Origin of the sequence: Pseudomonas sp. TH41, from assembly GCF_016650695.1 — a bacterium.
Lineage (GTDB): Bacteria > Pseudomonadota > Gammaproteobacteria > Pseudomonadales > Pseudomonadaceae > Aquipseudomonas.
In genome coordinates this window covers 525940-548633 of record NZ_JAEKFH010000001.1, presented here as the reverse complement: position 1 = coordinate 548633, position 22694 = coordinate 525940, and the positions used below count along the sequence as shown (strand labels likewise).

General features: G+C 57.7%; 23 protein-coding genes and 1 tRNA gene. 14 read left to right on the top strand and 10 right to left on the bottom strand.

Features of this window, described 5'->3' with window-relative positions:
* Nucleotides 1-10: 10 nt before the first annotated feature.
* Entirely contained in the window at nt 11-799 is a 789-nt protein-coding gene (locus tag JFU37_RS02520) for a DeoR/GlpR family DNA-binding transcription regulator (RefSeq protein ID WP_201112502.1), read from the bottom strand.
* Nucleotides 800-1129: 330 nt separating this feature from the next.
* Here JFU37_RS02520 and JFU37_RS02515 point away from each other — a divergent pair, with 330 nt between their 5' ends.
* Together JFU37_RS02515 and JFU37_RS02510 are read left to right on the top strand one after the other, a co-directional pair.
* Nucleotides 1130-1939: a DUF2092 domain-containing protein gene (locus tag JFU37_RS02515; protein WP_201112501.1), complete on the top strand. Its 810-nt coding sequence runs from the start codon at nt 1130-1132 to the stop codon at nt 1937-1939.
* Nucleotides 1936-2148, top strand: a complete 213-nt coding sequence (locus JFU37_RS02510) for a hypothetical protein (protein ID WP_201112498.1) — start codon at nt 1936-1938, stop codon at nt 2146-2148. The genes JFU37_RS02515 and JFU37_RS02510 overlap by 4 nt, the downstream gene beginning before the upstream one ends.
* A 68-nt stretch (nt 2149-2216) precedes the next feature.
* Here JFU37_RS02510 and JFU37_RS02505 read toward each other — a convergent pair whose 3' ends face one another.
* Nucleotides 2217-2885, bottom strand: a complete 669-nt coding sequence (locus JFU37_RS02505) for an ATPase (protein ID WP_201112495.1) — start codon at nt 2883-2885, stop codon at nt 2217-2219.
* 178 nt (nt 2886-3063) lie between these two features.
* Nucleotides 3064-3138: transfer RNA gene (locus JFU37_RS02500), tRNA-Gln, on the bottom strand.
* Nucleotides 3139-3392: 254 nt separating this feature from the next.
* Here JFU37_RS02500 and JFU37_RS02495 point away from each other — a divergent pair.
* Nucleotides 3393-3776 carry a hypothetical protein gene (locus tag JFU37_RS02495; RefSeq protein ID WP_201112493.1) on the top strand — a complete coding sequence of 128 codons (384 nt, stop codon included), beginning with the start codon at nt 3393-3395 and terminating at the stop codon, nt 3774-3776.
* A 98-nt stretch (nt 3777-3874) separates the two neighbouring features.
* On the opposite strand, the gene JFU37_RS02490 is transcribed toward JFU37_RS02495, so the two are convergent.
* Genes JFU37_RS02490 through JFU37_RS02480 form a run of 3 tightly spaced genes read right to left on the bottom strand, consistent with a single transcriptional unit; the run spans nt 3875 to nt 6939 of the window.
* Nucleotides 3875-4972 (bottom strand): extracellular solute-binding protein, encoded by a 1098-nt coding sequence (locus tag JFU37_RS02490; RefSeq protein WP_201112491.1) that lies wholly within the window; start codon nt 4970-4972, stop codon nt 3875-3877.
* A gap of 1 nt (nt 4973) precedes the next feature.
* Nucleotides 4974-5882: an N-carbamoylputrescine amidase gene (gene aguB / locus JFU37_RS02485; protein WP_201112488.1), complete on the bottom strand. Its 909-nt coding sequence runs from the start codon at nt 5880-5882 to the stop codon at nt 4974-4976.
* Nucleotides 5883-5886: 4 nt separating this feature from the next.
* On the bottom strand, nt 5887-6939 hold the full coding sequence (locus JFU37_RS02480; RefSeq protein ID WP_201112656.1) for an agmatine deiminase family protein: 1053 nt from the start codon (nt 6937-6939) through the stop codon (nt 5887-5889).
* A 147-nt stretch (nt 6940-7086) separates the two neighbouring features.
* On the opposite strand from JFU37_RS02480, the gene JFU37_RS02475 reads away from it, so the two are divergent.
* The gene (locus JFU37_RS02475; RefSeq protein ID WP_201112486.1) at nt 7087-7959 is read left to right on the top strand and encodes a LysR substrate-binding domain-containing protein; all 873 of its coding nucleotides are present in this window, start codon (nt 7087-7089) and stop codon (nt 7957-7959) included.
* Here the strand turns inward: JFU37_RS02475 and JFU37_RS02470 are convergent.
* From JFU37_RS02470 to JFU37_RS02460, 3 genes are all read right to left on the bottom strand, one after another.
* Nucleotides 7952-8965 (bottom strand): GlxA family transcriptional regulator, encoded by a 1014-nt coding sequence (locus tag JFU37_RS02470; RefSeq protein ID WP_201112483.1) that lies wholly within the window; start codon nt 8963-8965, stop codon nt 7952-7954. The genes JFU37_RS02475 and JFU37_RS02470 overlap by 8 nt on opposite strands.
* Before the next feature lie 196 nt (nt 8966-9161).
* Entirely contained in the window at nt 9162-11741 is a 2580-nt protein-coding gene (locus tag JFU37_RS02465) for a bifunctional diguanylate cyclase/phosphodiesterase (RefSeq protein ID WP_201112480.1), read from the bottom strand.
* 268 nt (nt 11742-12009) lie between these two features.
* Nucleotides 12010-12390, bottom strand: coding sequence for a RidA family protein (locus JFU37_RS02460; RefSeq protein ID WP_201112478.1), 381 nt, complete (start codon nt 12388-12390; stop codon nt 12010-12012).
* A gap of 192 nt (nt 12391-12582) precedes the next feature.
* Between JFU37_RS02460 and JFU37_RS02455 the strand changes: the two genes are divergently transcribed.
* From JFU37_RS02455 to JFU37_RS02425, 7 genes are all read left to right on the top strand, one after another.
* Nucleotides 12583-13893 carry a flavin-containing monooxygenase gene (locus JFU37_RS02455; RefSeq protein WP_201112476.1) on the top strand — a complete coding sequence of 437 codons (1311 nt, stop codon included), beginning with the start codon at nt 12583-12585 and terminating at the stop codon, nt 13891-13893.
* Between the two features lie 21 nt (nt 13894-13914).
* Nucleotides 13915-14331: a RidA family protein gene (locus tag JFU37_RS02450; RefSeq protein WP_201112474.1), complete on the top strand. Its 417-nt coding sequence runs from the start codon at nt 13915-13917 to the stop codon at nt 14329-14331.
* Nucleotides 14332-14494: 163 nt separating this feature from the next.
* The gene (locus JFU37_RS02445) at nt 14495-15172 is read left to right on the top strand and encodes a DUF1028 domain-containing protein (protein WP_201112472.1); all 678 of its coding nucleotides are present in this window, start codon (nt 14495-14497) and stop codon (nt 15170-15172) included.
* Complete coding sequence (argE, locus tag JFU37_RS02440; RefSeq protein ID WP_201112470.1) at nt 15169-16320, top strand: acetylornithine deacetylase; 1152 nt, start codon at nt 15169-15171, stop codon at nt 16318-16320. Before JFU37_RS02445 ends, argE begins: the two co-directional genes overlap by 4 nt.
* A 334-nt stretch (nt 16321-16654) precedes the next feature.
* On the top strand, nt 16655-18070 hold the full coding sequence (locus JFU37_RS02435) for a purine-cytosine permease family protein (RefSeq protein WP_201112468.1): 1416 nt from the start codon (nt 16655-16657) through the stop codon (nt 18068-18070).
* 323 nt (nt 18071-18393) lie between these two features.
* The gene (locus JFU37_RS02430) at nt 18394-18630 is read left to right on the top strand and encodes a hypothetical protein (protein ID WP_201112466.1); all 237 of its coding nucleotides are present in this window, start codon (nt 18394-18396) and stop codon (nt 18628-18630) included.
* Between the two features lie 191 nt (nt 18631-18821).
* Complete coding sequence (locus JFU37_RS02425; protein WP_201112464.1) at nt 18822-19562, top strand: hypothetical protein; 741 nt, start codon at nt 18822-18824, stop codon at nt 19560-19562.
* Between the two features lie 34 nt (nt 19563-19596).
* Here JFU37_RS02425 and JFU37_RS02420 read toward each other — a convergent pair whose 3' ends face one another.
* Nucleotides 19597-20400, bottom strand: coding sequence for a hypothetical protein (locus JFU37_RS02420; protein ID WP_201112462.1), 804 nt, complete (start codon nt 20398-20400; stop codon nt 19597-19599).
* A 601-nt stretch (nt 20401-21001) separates the two neighbouring features.
* On the opposite strand from JFU37_RS02420, the gene JFU37_RS02415 reads away from it, so the two are divergent.
* The 3 genes from JFU37_RS02415 (at nt 21002) to JFU37_RS02405 (ending at nt 22579) form a co-directional block, all read left to right on the top strand.
* The gene (locus tag JFU37_RS02415) at nt 21002-21292 is read left to right on the top strand and encodes a fructose-bisphosphate aldolase (RefSeq protein WP_201112460.1); all 291 of its coding nucleotides are present in this window, start codon (nt 21002-21004) and stop codon (nt 21290-21292) included.
* 203 nt (nt 21293-21495) lie between these two features.
* On the top strand, nt 21496-21858 hold the full coding sequence (locus JFU37_RS02410; RefSeq protein WP_242485691.1) for a hypothetical protein: 363 nt from the start codon (nt 21496-21498) through the stop codon (nt 21856-21858).
* Nucleotides 21845-22579, top strand: coding sequence for a zeta toxin family protein (locus tag JFU37_RS02405; RefSeq protein WP_201112458.1), 735 nt, complete (start codon nt 21845-21847; stop codon nt 22577-22579). Before JFU37_RS02410 ends, JFU37_RS02405 begins: the two co-directional genes overlap by 14 nt.
* Nucleotides 22580-22694: the final 115 nt, after the last annotated feature.

The following is a 22694-nucleotide window of genomic DNA, read 5'->3' as shown; positions in this document are numbered from 1 at the left end:
GCCTTGCGCTTCAGACGTCGGCCTGCACCACCTCGATCCCCAACCCTTGATAATCCTCGACGCTCCCCGAAGCCACATGGCGCTCAGTGATCAGCGTATGCACCCGAGAACATGGCGCGACAACGAACGGCTCCACGGCCCCCAGTTTGTCAGCCGTGGTGACGGCCACCACGTGGGAGGCACTGGCGAGCATGGCTTGCTTCACCGGCACCTCATCGAAATGCAGCGAGCTGATGCCAACTTCCGGGTGAATCGCGCACACCCCGGTGAACAGCAGGTCAGCCTTGATGCTCTCGATCAGACGCAAGGTTTCATGCCCGCTGGAAGACATCGTCGCGGGATTGAGCTGGCCTCCCGCCAGAATGACCTTGATGCCTTTGTATTCGGCCAGGGTGATCGCGATCATGGGTGACGCAGTGACTGCCGTGATGGAAATGTCCGAGGGGAGCGACCGCGCGATTTGCAGCGTTGTGGACCCTGAATCGAAAACGACAATCTGGCCATCCTGCACGTGGCGAACGGCGAGTCGGGCCAGCTGGGTTTTCACCTCATCGGTTTCGTCGACGCGAGTGAAGAAATCCTTCCCGGTGTCTTTGGGTCGCGGCAGCGCCCCACCGTGTACACGCTGTACCAGGCCAACCGTGGAAAGCTCGGCCAGATCCCGACGAATTGTGTCTTCAGAGACCGCAAAATGCTGGCTCAACTCGGAGGCCATGACCTTGCCGTCACGCTCCAGGATCAAGAGGATTTTCTGCCGGCGCAGATGAGGGAGCTCAGCAGCCGAATGCTGGTTTTGCATGTTTATGCCTGTTTTTGCGTGTTTGTGCGAGGTTACCTAAGCCAAATTACAAACACAATCGAACGCCGCGCTGCTTCCCAACCTTCGGGCTGTGTCTCGCGGTGAGCCTGCTCCGTGGGCCTCTCGAGGCTGCGATCTTTTGATCTTGCCGTTGCTTTGGCTTCAGATCTGCCGCCCCTTTCCCAGAGGCCGAACGCAGGCGTTGCGCAGGGGGTACCCCGGCATGCAGGTCAGATGAGTGGTCATTCAATAAGCGGCGAAATACCGGTGATGGGACTAGCGTTATAAGTCCGCGCTGGTCCCCCAGCATTCTTGCAGTGGTGAACTTCCATGGAAAAGATCGCCCGAAAGTTAAGTGAACTCGCTGCCATCCGCGTCGCTGGCGCGGGGTTGGCATTAGTTGTCGGTTTGAGTAGTCCGATCACCGTACACGCCGATGAGGCCACTGCAAAAAGTCTGCTCAAGAACATGTCCGACTACATGTCAGCGCAAAAAAACATATCGTTTAACTACGACACTGACCTTGAAGTCGTCACCAAACAAAATCAGAAACTCGCACTGGCCGCGTCCGGCACCGTGGTAATGAACCGGCCTGACAAAATCCGCAACACCCGTACGGGCGGATTTGCCGATGTCGAGCTGCTGTTCGATGGCAAGACCCTGACCCTGTTCGGCAAGAACGCGAACGCCTATACGCAGGTTGAGGTGCCCGGCACGCTGGATCATTTGATTAATGAGCTAAGGGATAAGTACAACCGACCGTTACCCGGCGCAGACCTGTTTGTGTCCAACCCTGAAGCAGAACTGATGGACGGGGTGAACGACATCAAGGATTTGGGCAGTGGCGTGATCGGCGGCGTGGAATGCGATCACCTGGCCTTTCGAACCAAGGACGTCGACTGGCAAATCTGGATCGCCCAAGGCGACCGACCTTATCCTTGCCGCTATGTCATCACGACTAAACAGGTGAACGGTGGGCCGCAGTACAGCATTCAGTTGCGGGACTGGAAAACCGGCGATGAAGTGGCCGCTGACGACTTCGCGTTCAACAATTCGACGAATGCCAAAAAAATCGAGCTGAAAGACCTGCCCAACGGAGATGACCTGCCGAAGAATTTTGTGCGAGGAAAACTCAAATGAACCTCTTGATGAAAACCGGCGGTTTCCTGGTGTTCGGGTTCGTCCTGATCGGCGCGCTTGAACTCGGTGAAACCCTGTCGATCCCTGGCGTGCACAGCGTTATTTCACCTGCTGAGGCGATTGTCGGGCGCCCTCTCACGCCGGTCAGTGTGGCCGGGGTAGCACGGCGTACGGTGCGACGTTGCGCGGTGGGGGTTTATAACTGCTAGCGGTCGATTCGCTGTCACCCAAAAATTAACGCCCACTTACGAGTGGGCGTTTTTTTTTACTGACTGCGTTAGTTGCTGGCAACCTGAGCCCCGTTACCCGATGTCACGAGCGCCTTCAGCGACGCATCAAACTGCTTCAAAGCGTTCACTTGCAGTTCGGTTTGCTGGTCGATTTGCGCCGCGATCTGCGGCGCTGCTTTGCCATGAACCCAAACGGAAGGCATCTGTTGTTCACGCGAGCCTTCGGCTTTGCCGATGTATTGCAGGTTCGAGTCGTAGAACTTGGCCATGAAACGCGCTTCGACCTGATTGTTGCGCTTCGACACCAGACGGTTGTAGGTGTCCAGCATCACCACCACGTCCGGATGAGCTTGCACCGCCGCGTCGAGGTTGTCGTAGACCGTCACCGAGGCGAACTCTTTCTGCAGTGAACCCATCAGCCAGTTGATCGCCAGTTTTGGATCGGAGCTGTTGACGAAGGCGTTGCTGATGCGCGAATCCATCTCGGGATTCTTCGCGCCGTTCAGCGCGACAGCGTGGTATTGCTCGAGGTATTCGATCGTGCCGAGGGTGTTTTCGCTGTAGAGCACGCCCACCGATTGGGCATGCTGCAAGTTGGCGGCGCTGTCGCCCATTGGCAAGAAATGGCAGGACGGGGCGGCGGCATAAGCCGGCACAGTCACGGCAACGCTGCCGATCAATACGGCGACCAGGGCCAGCAAGGTAGGCATTCTCATCGCGCAGGTTCCTTCAAAGGCGAGTTCGGTATGTCGCTATCCTCCTCCCTTGCCGGAAAAACAGAACTTGCGTTTCTTGATGGTGGTTATTGATCAAACGAATGATTGCGCAAGGCGCGCCCCACACAAAAAAACGCCAGACCGGATCGGAATGGCGTTCTTCGTAAAGACAGGAAAATGGCAGGGGCGGCTGGATTCGAACCAACGCATGGCAGGATCAAAACCTGCTGCCTTACCGCTTGGCGACGCCCCTGTAACTTGCGCGGAAATTTATCAACTTTCGCCTCGTCCGGGAAGCCCCTACAAAACATTTTTTTGTTTTAAAACAGCCACTTATCACTAATCACATTTTGACACAAGCCTCCAGGAGACTTTGAGCCGACCAGCGGAACCTGAAACCCCCAGCGCCTCCTCTACGCTGCTCGACACCAGCACACCCACCACGCCCCGTATTCAACTACGATTTGACTACGGATAAAGTCCCCTCCAACAGCGGAGTGAAGTCACATGACACAGATATTGTTCATCGGCCAGACGGTGGAAACCGTGGATTTCTCCGATCCAGCCTTACCCCCCGGTTTGACGGTCGAAAAGATTCAAGCAGGCATAGCGATTGCCATGGCATCCATGGCGGACCGGGGATGGCAGGCTGACCTTTTTTTGGTCCCTCCCGACAAAACCGCCGGTCCGTTGCTGGACAAACAGCTAGCTAGAAAGTCCTACAACTGCGTCGTCATCGGGGCAGGTATTCGCCTTCCGCCAAAGAGCTTGCCCCTGTTCGAAGTGGTTATTAACGCCGTGCATAAAGGCGCGCCCAACGCAGTCATTGCCTTCAACACGGGACCAGAGACAACCGCCGACTGCGCCGCTCGCTGGTTAAAACAGGACTAAACCAACGGCGGGTGTCCCATTGATCACGAAGTCGTTGATCCAGCCGGCAGCGAAGTCAGGGTTGTCGTGGTTGAACGGGCTCTTGCGCGGATTTGAAGTCAGTTCGCAGTCGCCGTCTTGAACTTGGTCCAGGTTCGCATGCGCGCCCGCATATCCGCCTGGGGAATGTCCTTGCCAGGAATCAGCCGCGCATACGTGGCCTCATCGAGGTAAATATCCGGATTGTTGCGCATAGACGCATCGACATTCGGACGCGCCTTGGCATTCGAGGTCGGGTAGCCGGTGAAGTTACTGATGGCGGCCATGTTCTCTGGACGCATGACGAAGTTGATGAACGCATAAGCGTATTCCGGATGTCTGGCGTCGACCGGAATCGCCATGGTGTCCATCCACACCGTGGTGCCTTCGCGGGGAATGCGGTACTGGAACGTGGTTTTCTTGCCGGCGCTATCCGACGTCCGTTGCGCCTGGGTCATGTCGCCGCTGTAGCCGAGTGACACGCACAGGTTGCCATTCACCAGGTCGGTCACTGGCTGCGACTGAAACTTGCGAATGTACGGCCGCAGTTTCAACAGCAACTCACTCGCTGCGGCCAGGTCCTCGGGCTTGGCGCTGCGTGGCTCACGCCCCAGGTAGTTGAGCACCACCGCCAGTACCTCGTCCGGCGAATCGATCATCGAGATGCCGCAGTCGGCAAATTTGGCGGCCAGTTCCGGTTTGAACAACAGGTCGAGGCTATTGACCGGCGCATCGGGCAAGCGCTGTTTGATCTGTTCGGCATTGTACGTCAGCCCGATGGTGCCCCAGGTGTAAGGGACGGTGGCCTGGCTCGAATGTTCATACTGTTTGCGCAGCGTCTGCAAACCGGGCTCGATGTCAGCCATGGCGGTGAGTTTTGAGCGGTCCAGCGGCAGCAGACTGCCGGCGCGCATCAAGCGCTCGGCAACGGTGTCGCCGGGGAAGATGAGGTCATACCCACTGCCGCCGGCCAGCATCTTGGCTTCCAGTGTTTCACTGCCATCCATGACGTCGTAGATCACCTTGATCCCGGTTTCGGCGGTGAATTGGGTCAACGTGTCTTCGGCGAAATAGTCGGCCCAGTTGTACAGCCTGAGGGTTTTCTCTTCGGCGTGCAGCGATGGCAAGGCACAGGTCAGTGCCAAGGCACCGACCAACACTCTGTTGGCAATACGCATATCAAACTCCTTGAGTGGCCCAGCGTGAGTGAAGGTGACGACCGTCCTGACTTAACAGCGCCCCATACATCTCCGGGCGACGGTCGCGGTAGATGCCCCAGCTCAGGCGTTCTTCGCGAATCGCGTTCAAGTCCAGGCTGTGAACCAGCACGCCGGTACTGTCACGGCCTGCTTCGGCGAGCAATTTCCCCTTGTGGTTGCAGATAAACGACGAGCCGTAGAAGCTCATCTGCAAGCTCGGATCGAGGGTCGCTGTCTCTCGGCCGACGCGATTGGCGGCCACCACCGGCAGAATGTTCGCGGCGGCATGACCGCGCATGGTCATCTGCCAATGGTCGCGGGAGTCCAGCGTTGCGCAGCCAGGCTCAGAGCCGATGGCCGTGGGAAACAGCAAGACTTCGGCGCCCATCAACGCCAGGCAACGGGCGGTCTCGGGGAACCACTGATCCCAGCAGATCCCCGCACCGATGCGTCCGAAAGCCGTGTCCCAGACACGGAAACCGGTATCGCCGGGGCTGAAATATTCCTTCTCCTGATAACCGATGGCGTTGGGAATATGGGTCTTGCGGTACACACCCAGCAGGCGTCCATCGGCATCAGCCACACTCAAGGAATTGAAGTAGGCATTGCCGGCCTTCTCGAACCAGCTCAGCGGCAGCACCACGCCCAACTCCTTGGCCAATGCGGCGAAGCGCTTGAGTACATGGCTGTCTCGGTATTCTTCGGCCAGCGCCAAGTGTTTATGGCTTTGTTCGATGCAGAAATACGGCGTGGCAAACAGCTCTTGCAGCAGGATGATTTGGGCGCCCTTGGCCGCCGCCTCTCGCACCAGCTGTTCGGCCTGATCGAGGTTATGTGGCAGGTGCCAGGTGCAAGGCATCTGGGTGGTGGCAATCGTCAACAAAGTCATGGCATCAGCCCTCCACTGGCCAGGCGGGCTGTTGCTGGGTGATGCAATGCACCCCGCCACCGCCATGGGCCAGATGATTGATTCGGACCGGCACCACTTCTCGCCCGGGGAACGCCCGGGTCAGCACGTCGGCAGCCGCCTGATCGGCCTCAATGCCATAAGCCGGCATGATGATCGCGTCGTTGGCGATGTAGAAGTTGGTGTACGAGGCACAGAACACTTCGGCGTCGGTGTCCACGGCATCGGTGGCTTCATACAGATCGATCAGTTCGAACGTGCGCCCTCGGGCATCGGTAGCCAGTTGCAGCGCACGGCGGTTTTCCCGGACCACTTCGGCATACACCGACTGCTTGTCGTGGGTCGCGTCGACCAGCAACACGCCGGGGCGTGCGAACGCGCAGACGCCATCGACATGGCCATCCGTCATGTCGCCGGTCACGTAGTCCGGATCGCCCGGTAGCCAGATGGTTTTTTTTACGCCCAGCAGACGCGTGAAGATGTCTTCCATCTCCGCCTTGCTCATGCCCGGGTTGCGATTGGCATTGAGCAGTACCGATTCCGTGGTGATCAGCGTGCCCTCACCGTCGACATGAATCGCGCCGCCCTCGTTACTCAGCGGCGTGCCAAAACATTGCACACCGAGGTGATTGAGTGCGCGGCGCGCCAGGCTTTCGTCCAGGTCGTGCGCCGACTTCCCGCCCCACGCGTTGAAGCGCCAGCTCACCCCGGCCAGTCCTTGTTGCGGATGGCAGACGAAGCTCGGGCCGGAGTCCCGGCACCAACTGTCGTTGACCGCCAACTCGATCAGTTCGATGTTGGGTCCGCACAGTGCCCTGGCACTCGTGACAGCAGACGGGTCGACCACCATTTTCACCGGTTCGAAACGGGCAATGGCGTTGGCCACCCGGGCGAAATCGGCCTGCACCAGCGGCAACGTCACGTGCCAACCCGACTCCCAAAGGGCCTGATTGTGCGGCCAGACCATCCAGGTCGCGGCGTGCTTTACCCACTCTGCCGGCATCCACCAGCCACTGTTTTGTCGTTCGTTTTGCTGCATGACATGCGGCATGATAAAAACCCCTTTAGTTAAGCCATTGTGTTCAACGAAAACTGCCTTGGCGGTCTTGGCATGCATGCTACGGCTGTAAAAACGGGCCAACAAACGATGGTTTTAGCAGAAAAGTGATTAGAGGAACTTATCAATATGCTCAAGCACTGGCCCCCGCTCAGCACCCTTCGCGGCTTTGAAGCGGCCGCTCGGCTGGGCAGTTTTCACAAGGCCGCCGACGAGTTGCACCTGACCCAGTCAGCCATCAGCCAGCAGATCCGCAGCCTTGAGGCGTACCTTGAACAGCCATTGTTTTTTCGCAGTGGACGCAGTGTCAGCCTGACCGATGCCGGCCACGATTTGTTCAGCACCACCCAGGCGCTATTGCAGCAGCTGGCCGTGGGCATTCGCCGACTCGGGCAATACCAGAAACCCAACCAACTGGTGCTCAACACCACGCCGACGTTCGCCCGGCACTGGCTGCTGCCACGCCTTGGAGATTTTCGCCGTCAGCATCCGGAAGTTGATCTGTGGATTTTCAGCACCGATGAAGTCCCGGACATGACCACCCAGACCATCGACCTCGCGGTGCGTGATGACATCAGCTCCCAGGCCGAGTGCAGCTTCAAGGTGCTGCACGCAGACCGCCTGTACCCGGCCTGTCACCCGGATGTGCTGGCAATGCCCATCGAACAGCGCACCACGCTTCACGGCGAGCGGGAAATGGATTGGAGTCACTGGGCTGTGGAGGCTGGCATCGACGTCGGCCAGAAGGATCAGGGCCTGAACTTTTCCGATCCCGGCCTGCTGCTGGACGCTGCGTGCGCGGGGCTCGGCATCGCGCTGGTCAGCCAGTTGCTGAGTCAGCCAGCGCGCGCCAGCGGACTGTTGCACCCGTTGGTGGACGACACCATTCGCGGCCCGAACTGGGCCTTGCTGACCCATCGCGACAGTGAAAACAATCCGTTGGCGCGAAGCTTTATCGAGTGGCTCCTGGGTAACCTGGACGCGACCGGAATGGCTATTTGACGAGTCGCGTTTCCTTGGACGGCCGGTAGCCAAAGTATGAGCTGTAGCACTTGCTGAAATGACTCGGCGACACAAAGCCGCACGCCACCAACACATCCACCTGGGACAGTTCGGTGTGTTGAAGCAGTCGCCGCGCCTCGGTAATCCGCAGCTCCATGTAATAGCGCTGCGGCGTCGTGCCCAATTGCTCCTTGAACAGACGCTCGAGTTGTCGACGTGAACGGCCGGCATAGACCGCCAGTTGCTCCAGCTCCAGAGGTTCTTCAAGGTTGGCGTGCATCAGTTTCACCACCTCGCGCAGAGGCGCGCTGACACAGATATTTTCAGTCGGTTTTATGCGCCGATAGCGGGACTCCTCGAACGCCAGGATGTCCTCGATTCCCTCGACGAGGGCTTTGTCGTGCAAGCCTTTGATCCAGTCCAGCGCCATGTGGAATGCGCCTGACGGACTGGACGCCGTGAGCCGGTCTCGGTCGATGACGTAGGGCTCACTGGTGACCTGGGCAGCCTTGGCAATTTCTGCGAGTGCGGGACGATGTTCGGGGTGAATCGCACAACGATAGCCATCCAACAAGCCTGCGCTCCCCAGGAACCATGCACCGTTCCACAATCCGGCCAGAGTGACGCCGTGATCGGACGCGTTTCTCAGCAAACTGACCAACTCATCAGTCGCCTTCAGCTCTGTCCTGTAGCCGCCACACACCACCAGCAGATCCAGGTCCTGAATCGCGGCACTATCGATCCGGGCATCCGGCCGAATGATCAGCCCCAGGTCGCTGACCACTTCTGCGTCATTCAAACCGAACGTTCGGGAAGAGAACAACCTGGGCCGTAGCAGGTTCGCGGTGACAATCGTATCCAGTGCTTGCGTAAACGCAGGCAGCGAAAAATGTTCGAGCAGCAAAAAGCCTGTCCGTGTCATTTGAACAGGCTCGTTGGGGTTCTCGTTCAGATAGCGAAGGTTTTTCCCCTTCATGCCTCCGCTAAATTGGCGTCTTTCGATCAATGTTTGAGCCACTTGTTTACGTTAACCAACCTATAGTTTGGCACATCGGAATTTCGTAATGAGGTCTACGTTCCTCCTGTCGACCCATAGGGAAACACCGTCATGATCCGCGCCCTGCTAACCGCTTCCTTGCGCAATTGCGCAGCAATCGTCAGGACGCGGTGGGCAGTGACGTGGATCAAATGAATAGCCAGCCTTAAGCGTTGGAAGCTGTAGTTTCTCTAACGCCCAGCAACGCATTGAACGCGGGCGTATCAAGCGGGCGGCTCAAGTAATAGCCTTGGCCTTCGTCGCACGACACTGCTTTCAACAACTTCAAGTGGTCGGCTGTTTCAATACCTTCTGCGGTAACAGTGAGCGATAACGCACGGCCCAACCCCACGATCGCCTGGATAATCGACTTGTCATCCTCGCTGCCATGCAGCCTGTTCAAAAAACTTCGGTCTATTTTCAGGCCATCGAAAGGAAAGGTACGCAGGTAGCTGAGCGAAGAATACCCGGTGCCAAAGTCGTCCATGGCGATGCGCACACCAAGACGTTTGAGTGTGTGCATTATCTCAAGCGCGCCTTCGGCATCCTCGAGCATGACGCTTTCGGTAATTTCAAGCTCCACTCGAACAGGATCGATTCCAGAGTCGAGTAATATTTTCTGGAGGCGCTCTACCAGATTGCCTCGCTTGAACTCGATGGGGGAAAGGTTGACTGACACGAACAGACCATCCGACCACTGTGCGGCGTACTTGCAGGCGGTATCGATTACCCAGTCACTCAAGGAGAGTATCAGCCCGCTTTCTTCCGCGATGGGGATAAAGGTGTCGGGTGACAGCAAACCGCGCTCGGGGTGTTGCCACCGCACCAAGGCTTCGGCTCCGACCATCTGGCCGTCCGCAATGCGATAACGCGGCTGGAAATGCAACCGCAGCTCTCCGTGTTTGATCGCAAAACGCAGGTCACTTTCCAAACGGCGGCGCTCAATGATCTTGGTGTTCATATCACCCGCATAAAAGCGCCACGTGTTACGCCCACAGGTCTTGGCCTCGTACAACGCGATATCCGCATAACGAAGCAACTCGGTAGCCTCACAAGCATCATTTGGCGCCATCGCAATGCCGATACTGGCGCTGACGAACACTTCCTGTTCATCGATCGCTATAGGCCGCTCGATCGACTCGATCAGGCGACGACAGAGTGCCTCGACCTCTTCCTGGGAGCTGACATCGCTGAGGATCAATACAAATTCATCCCCGCCAATTCGGGCAACAAGGTCGCCGTGGCGAATGCAGTCAGCCAGGCGACTCGACACCTCGTTAAGCACCAGATCCCCTGCCGCATGCCCCAGCAGGTCATTGACCGGCTTGAATCGGTCCAGGTCCAGGCTGAGCATGACCAGTGGTTGATCCACCGTCGGCAAAGCCTTGAGTTTACCGTCAAGAAATTCCTGCAACCGCGTCCTGTTAGGCAACCCGGTCAGCGCATCATGCTGCGAAAGAAATTCAATTCGCCGACGGGCTTCGACTTCTTCCGTGACGTCAGTTGCAGTGCCCCGAAATCCTCCACAGGCCATTTCTCGTGCCGAAACACGAGTGATTCGCTCTCGACCCATCGTATCGACGTAGCGGCACTGGACACTGATATCGGGTCGACGATTCGGGATGCTGAGCCACTGAGATACGTTGCCCAATTCGGTGTGCAGCAGCTCATCCATCGCCGCACCAATCCAGCGGCCCCTCAAGAGACCTGTCACATCCTCAAATCGCTCGGACAGATAGGTGAAACGCCAGTCAGCATCTATTTCCCAGACCCAGTCCGAGCTGGCTTCAACCACATCGCGAAAGCGAGCTTCACTGGTGGAGAGGGCAGCCTGACTGCTTTGCAGCGATGCAAAGCTGGCGTCAAGCGCCTTAGCTGCGGCGGTGGTGCGACGTAAGATGGCCCAAGTCATCAGGCACACCAACAGCGCAGCGACGCCGATCAATGGCAGCCCTATCCCCAACAACTTCAGACCTGGCCTGGAAGGACTCCAATGCAAACTGCCAGCAGCACCGACCTCGCCCAATGGAAAGATTGACGTTTCGTTACTTTCGTCGGAAGTGGCGACATGCAGGCCATTTACCCCGAACTCCTTACCTATCAACTCAAGTTTGGCGCTGTCCAGAACATCTACAAAAATCAACACCGACGGCAGCCTGTCATCAGGTATCACGGTCGGGTCGGTTCCCGGCGTAATGGCAGCTGCAGCAACCAGGGCGGGGACTCCGCCGAAATCAATGAAAGCGGTTACCGGCGTTTCTGCTCCCGCCCCTTCACGAGCCTTGGCAAGAATGGCGTCAATCGGCTGCTTGAGCCACTTCTCGACTTCAATCGATTTCAGCTCCCCCTTGACCACAGAATAAACAGTGCGATTGTCGTCGTTGACCACAAATAATCCCGGCAGGCCAAATTCCGTATAAAGCGTAGTCCCCATGTTTTGTCGTACATATGCCCAGTCAACGTCCACTTCAGCATGCAGGTGCCTGTAAGCATCGCCCCAAAATGCGTAATCCTTGACGGTAGACCGCAGGGATTTTTCCAGCGATTCAACTGCCTTCTTCGTGTAAAAAGCAGTTTCGACCTCTTCGGTTCGGTCTAAATCATGCGCCAGGTAAACAAGTGCGTAACTGGTCAGTAGAAAAACGCCCGCCAAGAGACCCACAAACTTGAATAGAGAGGTACGCGCCAGTGCCACGCTTGAGCGATCAATCGAAGAGCGGGTGATTAAGGGAAATTTTTTCGGCATAAGCTCCGCTCGTCGTTGAGACAATTCGATTGCATGGCAATGCTATCGGCCGAAGTAACAAATTTGTGAATATCGAGGTCAAAACCCACGAATTCACAAGCCTAGACTACTACGCCAGCGTTACCACTCCGGCGCAGTAGTCGACGTCTTGGTTGATGAACCTGACGGGGCCTTCACCGTTTTGATGGCGGGTTGCTGCGTGCATCAGCGGTGGTAGAGCTATCCAACGTGCGCTTACTGAACGAGGCCACCGGATAAATCCGCCCATTCAGCCCTTGGCCGCCATCGCAGTCACTTCCACACGCATGCCTTCAACCGCCAATGCAGCCACACCGACAGCCGCGCGAACTGGCCATGGCTTGGCAAAGAATCGCTTATAAACCTCGTTGAACGCAGCACGGTCGGCCATGTCGGTGAGGTAGATGGTCAGGTGCAAAACCCGGTCCATGGAACTGCCGGCGCGCTCCAGCGCCACCTTCAATGCCTGCAACGTGCACTCGCTCTGTAGGGCGATGTCGCCCAGCTCCAGGCTGCCATCGGCGCGGGTCGGGATCTGGGTGGAGACCAGAATGCCACCGAAACCGGCGACGTCGGAGGAGATGGAATCCGCGTCGGGATCGGGAGTAAAAGCGATGTCTTGATTTGCCATGGGGAGCCCTTGGTTGAGGTGGTAAAAAGTGCGGCCAGTTTACAGCCCCGCCGAATCAAACGCTCTGCATCAGTTATTTATACTCAAATGCCAGCTTAATAATATTTTACCGATACCAGGGTGATCCCTAGTCTTGAGCCCAAGAAATGGCAGGCCGTTAGCGACCTAACTCCAACTTCGAAGGGTATTGAGATGACCACTGAAAAAATAAAAACAGATACGCTGATTGTTGGCGCCGGTCAGGCTGGCGTGGCCATGAGTGAACACTTGAGCAAACTTGGGGTGCCGCACCTGGTGCTGGAGCGCAACCGTATTGCCGAGCGCTGGCGCACCGGCCGCTGGGATTCGCTGGTCGCGAATGGCCCGGCCTGGCACGACCGGTTTCCCGGTCTTGAGTTTGACGACCTCAGCCCCGACGGCTTTGCCCCGAAAGAACGTGTCGCCGATTACTTCGAAGCCTACGCGAAGAAATTCAACGCCCCGATCCGCACTGGCGTGGATGTGCTGAAAGTGGAACGCAACATCGGCCGCCCGGGTTTCACCATCGAAACCTCTGAAGGCGTGATCGAGGCCAACCGCGTGGTGGCTGCCACCGGGCCTTTCCAACGTCCGGTTATCCCGCCGATTGCACCGAAAGATCAGCCTTTCATGCAGATCCACTCAGCCGACTACCGCAATCCGGCGCAATTGCCTGAAGGCGCTGTTCTGGTCGTTGGCGCAGGTTCTTCCGGCGTGCAGATCGCCGATGAATTGCAGCGTGCGGGCAAAAAGGTTTACCTCTCCGTCGGCGCTCACGACCGCCCTCCTCGCGCCTATCGCAACCGTGATTTCTGCTGGTGGCTGGGTGTGCTCGGCGAGTGGGATCAAGTGGCGATGAAGCCGGGCCGTGAACACGTCACCATCGCCGTGAGCGGTGCCCATGGCGGTCGCACGGTGGACTTCCGTGGTTTGGCCCATCGCGGGATGACGCTGGTCGGCCTGACCCAATCGTTCAACGGTGGCGTGGCCACCTTTCAGCCAAATCTGGCCGACAACCTGGCGCGCGGCGACGAGAACTACCTGGCACTGCTCAATGCCGCTGACGCCTACATCGAACGTAATGGCCTGGACCTGCCGGAAGAACCGGAAGCGCGCATTACCTTCCCGGACCCGGACTGCGTGACTAAGCCGATTCTGCAACTCGACCTGGCCAAGGCCGGCGTGACCGCGATCATCTGGGCCACCGGTTTTGCCACCGATTACAGCTGGCTCAAGGTGGGTGCCTTCGACGACAACGGCAAGCCGCAGCATCAGCGCGGTGTGTCGAGTGAGCCTGGCGTGTATTTCCTCGGCCTGCCGTGGCAGTCCCGTCGCGGGTCGTCGTTCATCTGGGGTGTTTGGCACGACGCCAAGTACGTGGCTGATCACATCGCCATCCAGCGTTCATACCTCGACTACCACGATGCGGCGCAGCGTCAGGCTGAAACCGTTCCGGTCGCCCACAAAACCACTGTCAGCGCTTAAGTCATTTTTCAGGAGCTTCAAATGTCCACGCCAACCCATACCCGTATCCGCATGTTCAACACCAAGGAAACCTACCCGAACCAGAGCCTGGACAACGACCTGTGCCAAGCCGTTCGGGCGGGCAACACCGTTTATGTTCGGGGTCAGGTGGGTACTGATTTTGAGGGCAATCTGGTGGGTCTTGGTGACCCACGTGCCCAGGCCGAGCAGGCCATGCGCAACGTCAAGCAGTTGCTGGAAGAGGCCGGCAGCGACCTTAGCCACATCGTTAAAACCACGACTTACCTGATTGACCCGCGGTATCGCGAGCCGGTTTATCAGGAAGTGGGGAAGTGGCTTAAGGGTGTGTTTCCGATTTCGACCGGGCTGGTGGTGTCGGCATTGGGGCAGCCGCAGTGGTTGATGGAGATTGATGTGATTGCGGTGATTCCTGATTAAGCAGGTTCACCGAGTCGCGGCCATCGCAGGCAAGCCAGCTCCCACAGGTTAGGCGTCGTACACAAATTTTGTGACCACTGCAGATCCCTGTGGGAGCGAGCTTGCTCGCGATGGCGCCCGCCCAGACGCCCACTATGCCAAGGCAAAACCAGGAGCAAAAACCATGACCTTCTCCATCGCCGCCCGTTGCCCCGAAACCGGTCAGTTCGGCATCGCGATCAGTTCCTCCAGCATCGCCGTCGGCGCCCGCTGCCCGTGGTTGCTGCCGGGCGTTGGCGCGGTATCGACGCAAAACATCACCCTGCCATCCCTCGGCCCGGAAGTCCTCGCCCTCATGGAGCAAGGCCTCGCGCCCTTTGATGCGCTAGACAAAGTCCTGACCCGCAACGGCTACAGCCAATACCGCCAGATCATTGCGATTGACCACCTCGGCCAAACCGCACATTTCAGCGGCGCGCAAACCCTCGGCAACCACAACGCCGTGTCCGGCGAGCAATGTGTGGCGGCCGGTAACATGCTCGCGGACCGCTCCGTGATCGAAGCCATGGTCGAAGCATTCGAACACGGCGAAGGTCAACTGGCCGACCGCCTGCTCGCCGCGATGAAAGCCGCCATCGCGAAAGGCGGTGAAGCCGGGCCGGTGCATTCGGCCGCGATGGTGGTGGTCGGCGAACTGACTTGGCCGATCATCAACCTGCGGGTCGATTGGGCTGACGAAAACCCGATCGGTCAGCTTGAAAAACTGTGGGACGCCTATCGCCCACAGGTTCAGGACTACATCGACCGCGCGCTCGCCCCTGACAAATCCCCTGGCTACGGCGTCGCCGGAGACGACCGATGAGCACCAGCCGCGATTTGCTGAAAACGTTGGTGGCGTTCGACACCACGAGCCGCGAATCAAACCTGCACCTCATCGAATTCGTCCGCGACTACCTCGCCCGCTTCGATGTGCCTTGCGACCTGGTCTACAACGAACAGCGCAGCAAGGCCAATCTGTTCGCCACCATTGGCCCGGCGGATAAGCCGGGCATTGTGCTGTCGGGGCACACCGACGTGGTGCCCGTCGACGGCCAACCGTGGAGCGTTGCGCCGTTTGAACTCACCGAGCGCGACGGCAAACTGTACGGTCGCGGCACGGCGGACATGAAAGGCTACATCGCCTGCGTGCTCGCCCTTGTCCCTTCACTGGTGAACGCGTCGCTGCGGCTGCCGGTGCACATTGCGCTTTCGTACGATGAAGAAGTCGGCTGCCTCGGCGTGCGTTCGCTGCTGGCCGAGTTGGAACAGCGTCCAGTCAAACCGATGCTCTGCATCATTGGCGAACCGACCGAACTGAAGCCGGTGCTCGGCCACAAAGGCAAACTGGCCATGCGTTGCGATGTTCACGGTGAAGCGTGTCACTCCGCCTATGCTCCGCTCGGGGTCAACGCGATTGAATATGCCGCCGAACTGATCGGTGAACTGGGGCGGATCGGCAACCGGCTCAAAGCGCCCGAGCATCACGATGCACGTTTCGATCCGCCGTTCAGCACAGTGCAAACTGGCGTCATTTCTGGCGGTAAAGCCCTGAACATCGTTCCCGCCGATTGCCGCTTCGACTTCGAAATACGCGCGTTGCCCTCGCACGATCCAAGCGACGTGGCGCAGGAATTGAAGGCCTATGCCGAGCAGCAGGTATTGCCGCGCATGCGGGCCGTGAGTGAACAGAGCGAGATCCGCTTCAGTGAGTTGTCGGCGTATCCCGGCTTGGCGACTGATGAGCAGAGCGAAGCGGCTGAACTGATCGCTGCATTCTCCGGCTCCCGCGAGTTCGGCACCGTGGCGTTCGGCACCGAGGGCGGCCTGTTCGACGCCGTCGGCATTCCCACCGTCGTCTGCGGCCCCGGCAGCATGGACCAGGGCCACAAACCCGACGAATTCGTCAGCCTCGCACAACTCACAGCGTGCGACGCCATGCTGCAACGGATGCTGTCATCTATCTCTGACTGACACGGCATGCCCCCCTGTAGGAGCGAGCTAGCTCGCGATAGTGTGCCAGTCACATTGATGTCTACTGACACACCATCGCGAGCAAGCTCGCTCCTACAGGTTTTGTGCGCATAACTGACTGGCATTCAGGCCCGTCCGCTGCCGCGCGGACGCTGGAAAACCGGCCATCCACCCGACTCCACCAACCTACTTTTTTTAACGTCTATACCCACAAACTTACTAATTTATCTATCCCACCCCACCGCACATCATCCACTCCAACAAGAAAAGCGTCGCCCCCGCTGCGGCGCTCACCGAAGTACGTCCACGTACTCAAATCGCCTTGGAGTCCGTCATGGTTACCGCAGCAACAACCACCGCCCCGCTCATCGAAAAACACACCATCGGCTACGTGCCGCCCGAAGATCGACACGGCAAAACCCGCGACCTGTTCACCCTCTGGTTCGGCGGCAACATCGCCCCGCTGCCCATCGTCACCGGCGCCCTCGGCGTGCAACTGTTTCACCTGAACCTGGTGTGGGGCATCGTCGCCATCCTCGTCGGCCACCTGGTCGGCGGCGTGCTGATGGCGCTGCACTCGGCTCAAGGTCCGCAGATGGGCATTCCACAAATGATCCAGAGCCGCGCCCAGTTCGGCTCGCTCGGCGCACTGCTGGTGGTGTTAATCGCCGGCGTCATGTACATCGGCTTTTTCGCCTCCAACATCGTCCTCGCCGGCAAGTCGCTGCACGGCGTGGTCGACAGCGTCCCGGTACCGGTGGGCATCGTCATCGGCGCCCTCGGCTCGGGCATTATCGGCATCATCGGCTACCGCTTCATCCACGTGCTCAACCGCATCGGCACCTGGGTGCTCGGCGCCGGCATCGTGCTCGGCTTCGGCTACATCTTCACCCACGTGCAGACCGCTGACTTCCTCACCCGCGGCAGCTTCAACATCTCAGGCTGGCTCGCCACCGTCTCGCTGGCCGCACTCTGGCAAATCGCCTTCGCGCCCTACGTCTCCGACTACTCGCGCTACCTGCCCGCCAACGTGCCCGTGGCCGCAACGTTCTGGACCACGTATCTGGGCACCGTGCTCGGCTCCAGCCTCTCGTTCATCTTCGGCGCCGTCGCCGTCCTCGCCACGCCCGTGGGCATGGACACCATGGACGCCGTCAAACTCGCCACCGGCTCCATCGGCCCACTGATGCTCGTGCTGTTCCTGCTCAGCGTCATCAGCCACAACGCCCTCAACCTCTACGGCGCCGTGCTGTCGCTGATCACCCTGATCCAAACCTTCGCCTACCGCTGGATCCCGACCGCCAAAAGCCGCGCCGTCCTGTCCATCGTCGTCCTCGGCGGCTGCTGCTTCGCCGCCGTCGGCGCCTCGGCCAACTTCATCGGCCACTTCGTCGACATGGTCCTGGTGCTGCTCGTGGTGCTGGTGCCATGGACTGCGATCAACCTCATCGACTTCTACGCCATTCACAAAGGCAAGTACGACATCGACTCGATCTTCAAGGTCGATGGCGGAATCTATGGCCGATACAACCCGCAGGCGTTGTTGGCCTATGCGATCGGGATTGCGGTGCAGATTCCGTTCATGAACACCCCGCTATACGTCGGGCCAATCTCCGAACACATCAACGGCGCTGACCTGTCCTGGCTAGTAGGCCTGCTAATCACCTCACCGCTCTACTACTGGCTAGCCAACCGCGACACTGCCTACAAACGCCGCCTCTCAACCGGAAAACTGGCCAACTCAATCTAACTAAACCCCCAATTCCCTGTGGGAGCGAGCTTGCTCGCGATAAGGCCCTGACAGTCAATATTGCTTTGCCTGACAGACCACCATCGCGAGCAAATCCGGCCTAAACCGAATTGAACCGCACACCTCTTGGCGTTTCCGCGCTTGATACGTCCCTGATACGTCCCCCCGATTGTTCTGTTTCCTGCGTGTTACCTCACCGCCCCAGTTGTCACTTCTGCACCGAACGCCAGGCCAATAGAGTAGGGCCTTCGGTGTGTTGCGGGGACGTGAACGCTGTCGGCCCTGCCCTGCACCGATCCCCCCATCACGGAAGAGGTGAAACCATGAGTTTCGTTAAAGTGGAAAAAAATCAGAGCAGCGCCCCGTCGGAAGTCGAGATGAAAAAGGCGATGATTGAATCCGGCGGTGAACCGGGCGAGTGCACCGGGACCAACGCCGCCCGAACCCTGACCTACACCGGCCAAGTCAATCACACAGTGTATGAGAACAAGCTGATCGAGATTGCCAAGGGCAAGCGAACCAGCTGGAACTTCGTCTGGGCCGACGCGAAGGCAGCCTGAGGCCATGGTGGGGCGACCCTTCGGGCGCCCCACTGTTTCATCTGTTTGATACAACCGGTTACCCGCCTGTAACGCCAAGACACTTAGCCACCCTGCTCCATGAACCTAGAGTGAAGTCCTCAATGGACTGACCGGGTTGACTGCCCGCCGCCCATTGATTGCCAAACACACCAACAAGGAAGAGGGAAACCATGAGCAAATCAATCGCTGTCAGCCAAAATAGCCAGCAGCTTCACAATGACGTGCAAGAAGCGGTCAAGTCGATCCTGAGTGCCCCAAAGGCGCTGAAAACATCCGACTACAGCAAGGTATTGAGGTCCGCCCTGGCGGCTTCGCAAAAAATAGTCACGATCGAAATCGCCGCCGGCGACCTGACCCTGCTCAAGAAGTCTGGCTACAAGCTGTGCTTTGCCAAAAAAGTCGGCACCGAAGACTACAACGTGGTGTGGCAGTCCTATGACGCGTACCTGAGCAATAACGAATTCAGCTGGACGCCGCAATATCAGCTGTTCGCCTCCAACGTATTCAAGGAAAACGTACAAGTCAAAGTCTCGACCAACATCGTCAATATTGGTCTTGGGCAAACCTCGACACTCGATGAACACGGCCTGTTGAGCTCGGCGGTAACGGGCGGTCCGGACGTTTCCATGACTTTTGTGAACGACTACGCGCCCATCCATCCGGGGATCAACCAGCTATCCACCGGCATCGATGGCAATCAGGTCAGCACCCCAATTTACGTTGCGGTGGACCAGGTGGTCACCGGTAAAACCGTGCTGACCCCCGTCGAAACCATCCTCGTGTGGTTCGAACAGAACGTACAGACCAGCACCATGTTCAGTACCTCACGCTCCAAGGCGATCGAAATCGACCTGACCTTCGATAACACCGCAGGTCGCCTTTACGAAGGCGGTCAGTGGAAAACCGTGTAACGGGTACATTGGGGCAACCTCGCGGTTGCCCCTCTTATTCGTCGATTGCGTCCTTGGCAAAATACCCCGTCAGCGACAGACAGATGGACGCCGCCAAATCCTCTTGGGTAGCGATGCCATAAGGCTGATTTCGATCAAACTGCGCCGACCAGCGAATCCGCCCCTGCGCCACATCCACCAGTCGTAACGACGCCCGCACCCGTGCTGACTCGACCCGCACGCTGCCTTCCAGGCAATAGCTGTAACGCCCGCCGCGTCCGATCTCCGCTGTTTTTACGCTGCTGCGCGGCACCTTCATCAACACATGATTGGCGCCGGTCTGCGTTTGCTCGAACGACTCGAACAACCGACAACTCAACTCCTCGCACAAGCCCCGGGCAAAGTCCTCGCCATCACGGGTGATGCAGGTAAACGGCTGGACCTGCAAAACCGGATGATGCGTGCCAACTCCCTTGAGCCGCAGCCGCTGATACGCCAGGCGATAACAACCGGCCGGAATGCTCAGTCGCACCGGGTCCTGCTGACCGTTGGTGGCGTAATGTGTCGCAAGCTTACGACGCAATCGCCCCACCTGCACCCGCACTACCGGGTCATCGCCCGTGCAATACACCGCAGGATCACGACGAAACACGGCGATGCCTATGGCGTGCTCGGTTAGCGATGTATTGGAAAATTGCAGGTCGTGCTCGACCAGAAAACGCAACAAACTGCCCATCCGCCTGGACTTGGCAAACAAGGGACTGGCTAGCAACGTCGCCAGCACCTGCTCTATCTCTTCACGATCGAGTGGGTCTGGAACCTCGTCCGCACTCGATTCGACCATGCGCTTGATCTCCATCGCCTGCCTCCGTGCAGTTTAACGACAGGAATAGAAGTTGTACTCCATGCTGACGCTCGCAACGCGAGCCAAACAACGCTCGGCCGCTGCAACGACGAAGCTTAGCAGCCGTGATGGAATGGGCAGGCAAATGCGGTGATAGCAACCTGACATCCGACGAACGTTAGATTTTTGATCTGTAAAAGCTGTAGGACATTTCCCAGTGTTGCGAAGGAGCTTGCTCCCGCCGGGCTGCATTCCTGCCGAACCTTTAAACAACACCCAAACCCTGTAGCAGCTGGCGAAGCCTGCGTCCGGCTGCGCAGCAGCCGTAAATCCATCCTATAGCGTTCAACTGACACACCGCGACTTCCAATACTGCGACTGCTACGCAGCCGAACGCAGGCTTCGCCAGCTGCTACAAAAACCGTGCTGTCGTCCTACACCCTCATTTGCGGACACCAAAATCGCCGCTTATAGTTCCCCAGTCGCTGACATTGTCGGTGGCAGGGATTCGCAGCCCAAGAAGAAAACCACCCAGTAACGTCAGGCACAACACAGGCAATTTTCGTCTGTTGAACGGCTCAATGACGTTGTTGTTTATCTTTTAGGACTAGAACCCATGACAACCCAAAACCCGCCCCGCCGCTTCACCCCCATGTCCCAATTCGCCACCGACTACGCCGTCCTACTCATCGACAGCCAAGCCCCAATCCGCGAACTCCACAACGTCGTCAGCGAGCGCCTCAACGCCGTCCTCCCCTACCTTCAGCTCATGGGCTGCACCAGCCTCCCAGACTATGCCGAAAACGACATCAACACCGTCGCCAACATTGCACGGATCCTGCTCCAGGATGTAAGCGATGTGTTTCGGGTGATTGAGCAGCGAGGGTTTGAGGCACCCAAGGGATAGTCACCAGCTCTTGAACCGCAGCAACCCTCGTTGTTGCGGTTTTTTCACTTCAACACACGTTGTAACGGTCGTTTTCTTTTCAGTGAACAGGTTTCAGGAGATCGTTACATATAGCTATCGGGCAGAAGGAACCTGCATCTCAAGGTGGAAAATCTGTCCCTTCACACAGTAGTCAAGGCGCGTACACTACCGAGGAAATTCATATGGACCTGATGACGTTCGAAAGCCCGCCTAATGCAGTACTATCCGGGCTAGAAGCACTAGAGCGCTCGCTCACGCGGAGAATCCCGATGACTTCAAAACCCAAAAAGCTTTCGGATAAGGAGATGGATGCTCTGGAGCTCCAGATACCCGAGCTCGCTCAAAGAGCCACCGAGGCTGCTTACGCTCGCGCATTGTTAGTGAGCGATAGCGTACTTTGCGTCGACTCTGACGATCTGGTAAGGATCTCACTTGATGGCAGCAAGACCGTTATAGCCAAAGCCAAGCCGCGCCGCAAAGTCAAAGTAGGTGAGGTGATCACAGTGCGCCGTATCGACGATCAAACGGCTGGTGATCGTGCCTAGGTTTCGGGTATTTGCGGGGCCGAACGGGTCAGGAAAAAGCACCATTAAGGGAGAAATTGACCCCGCCCTTATCAAAATGTACGTGAATGCCGATGACCTTGAGAAGGAAGCAAAAGCTAGCGGCTTCATCGACTTGGCTACCTTTGAAGTGACCACTACACTGTCCAAGTTACTCACGTTCCATACCGAACACTATCTGATAAAAAACAAAGAGCTCAGCAATCAAGTCAAACAAATTGGTTTGCTGGGTACTAAAGTTGATTACAGAAATGTCGAGGTCAATTCCTATCTAGCTTCCGTGATATCGGACTTCATTCGCCAGCGCCTGCTTGAAAAAGGTGTGAGTTTTACCTTCGAAACGGTGATGTCACATCGCAGCAAGGTCGACTTCATGGGAGAGGCACAGGCTCGCGGTTATCGGACATACCTTTACTTCGTTTCGACTGAAAACCCGGCTATCAACATAGACCGCGTAGGAATCAGAGTACGCGAAGGTGGACATCCCGTGGCACCTGAAAAAGTGAGCGAACGGTATCACAAATCTCTGGGCCTTCTGCCAGACGCCATTGCCGTCAGCAACCGGGCGTACATCTTCGATAACTCCGGCGACAGTACGGTTCTTCTGGCGGAGATTACAGATGGAATAAGCCTTGAATTTCGCACAGACGAAGTCCCGGATTGGCTCTTCGAGTCTTATGTCGATAAAGTCGAAACTATTTAAGAACTTAGAAAAAAAAGCATGGAAAATTTAAAAAAACCAACTGGAAAACGGTGACAGATCTACTTGTTAAATAGATCTGCCACCTTTTTTTCGTTACTTGGCAGTAGTTATATTT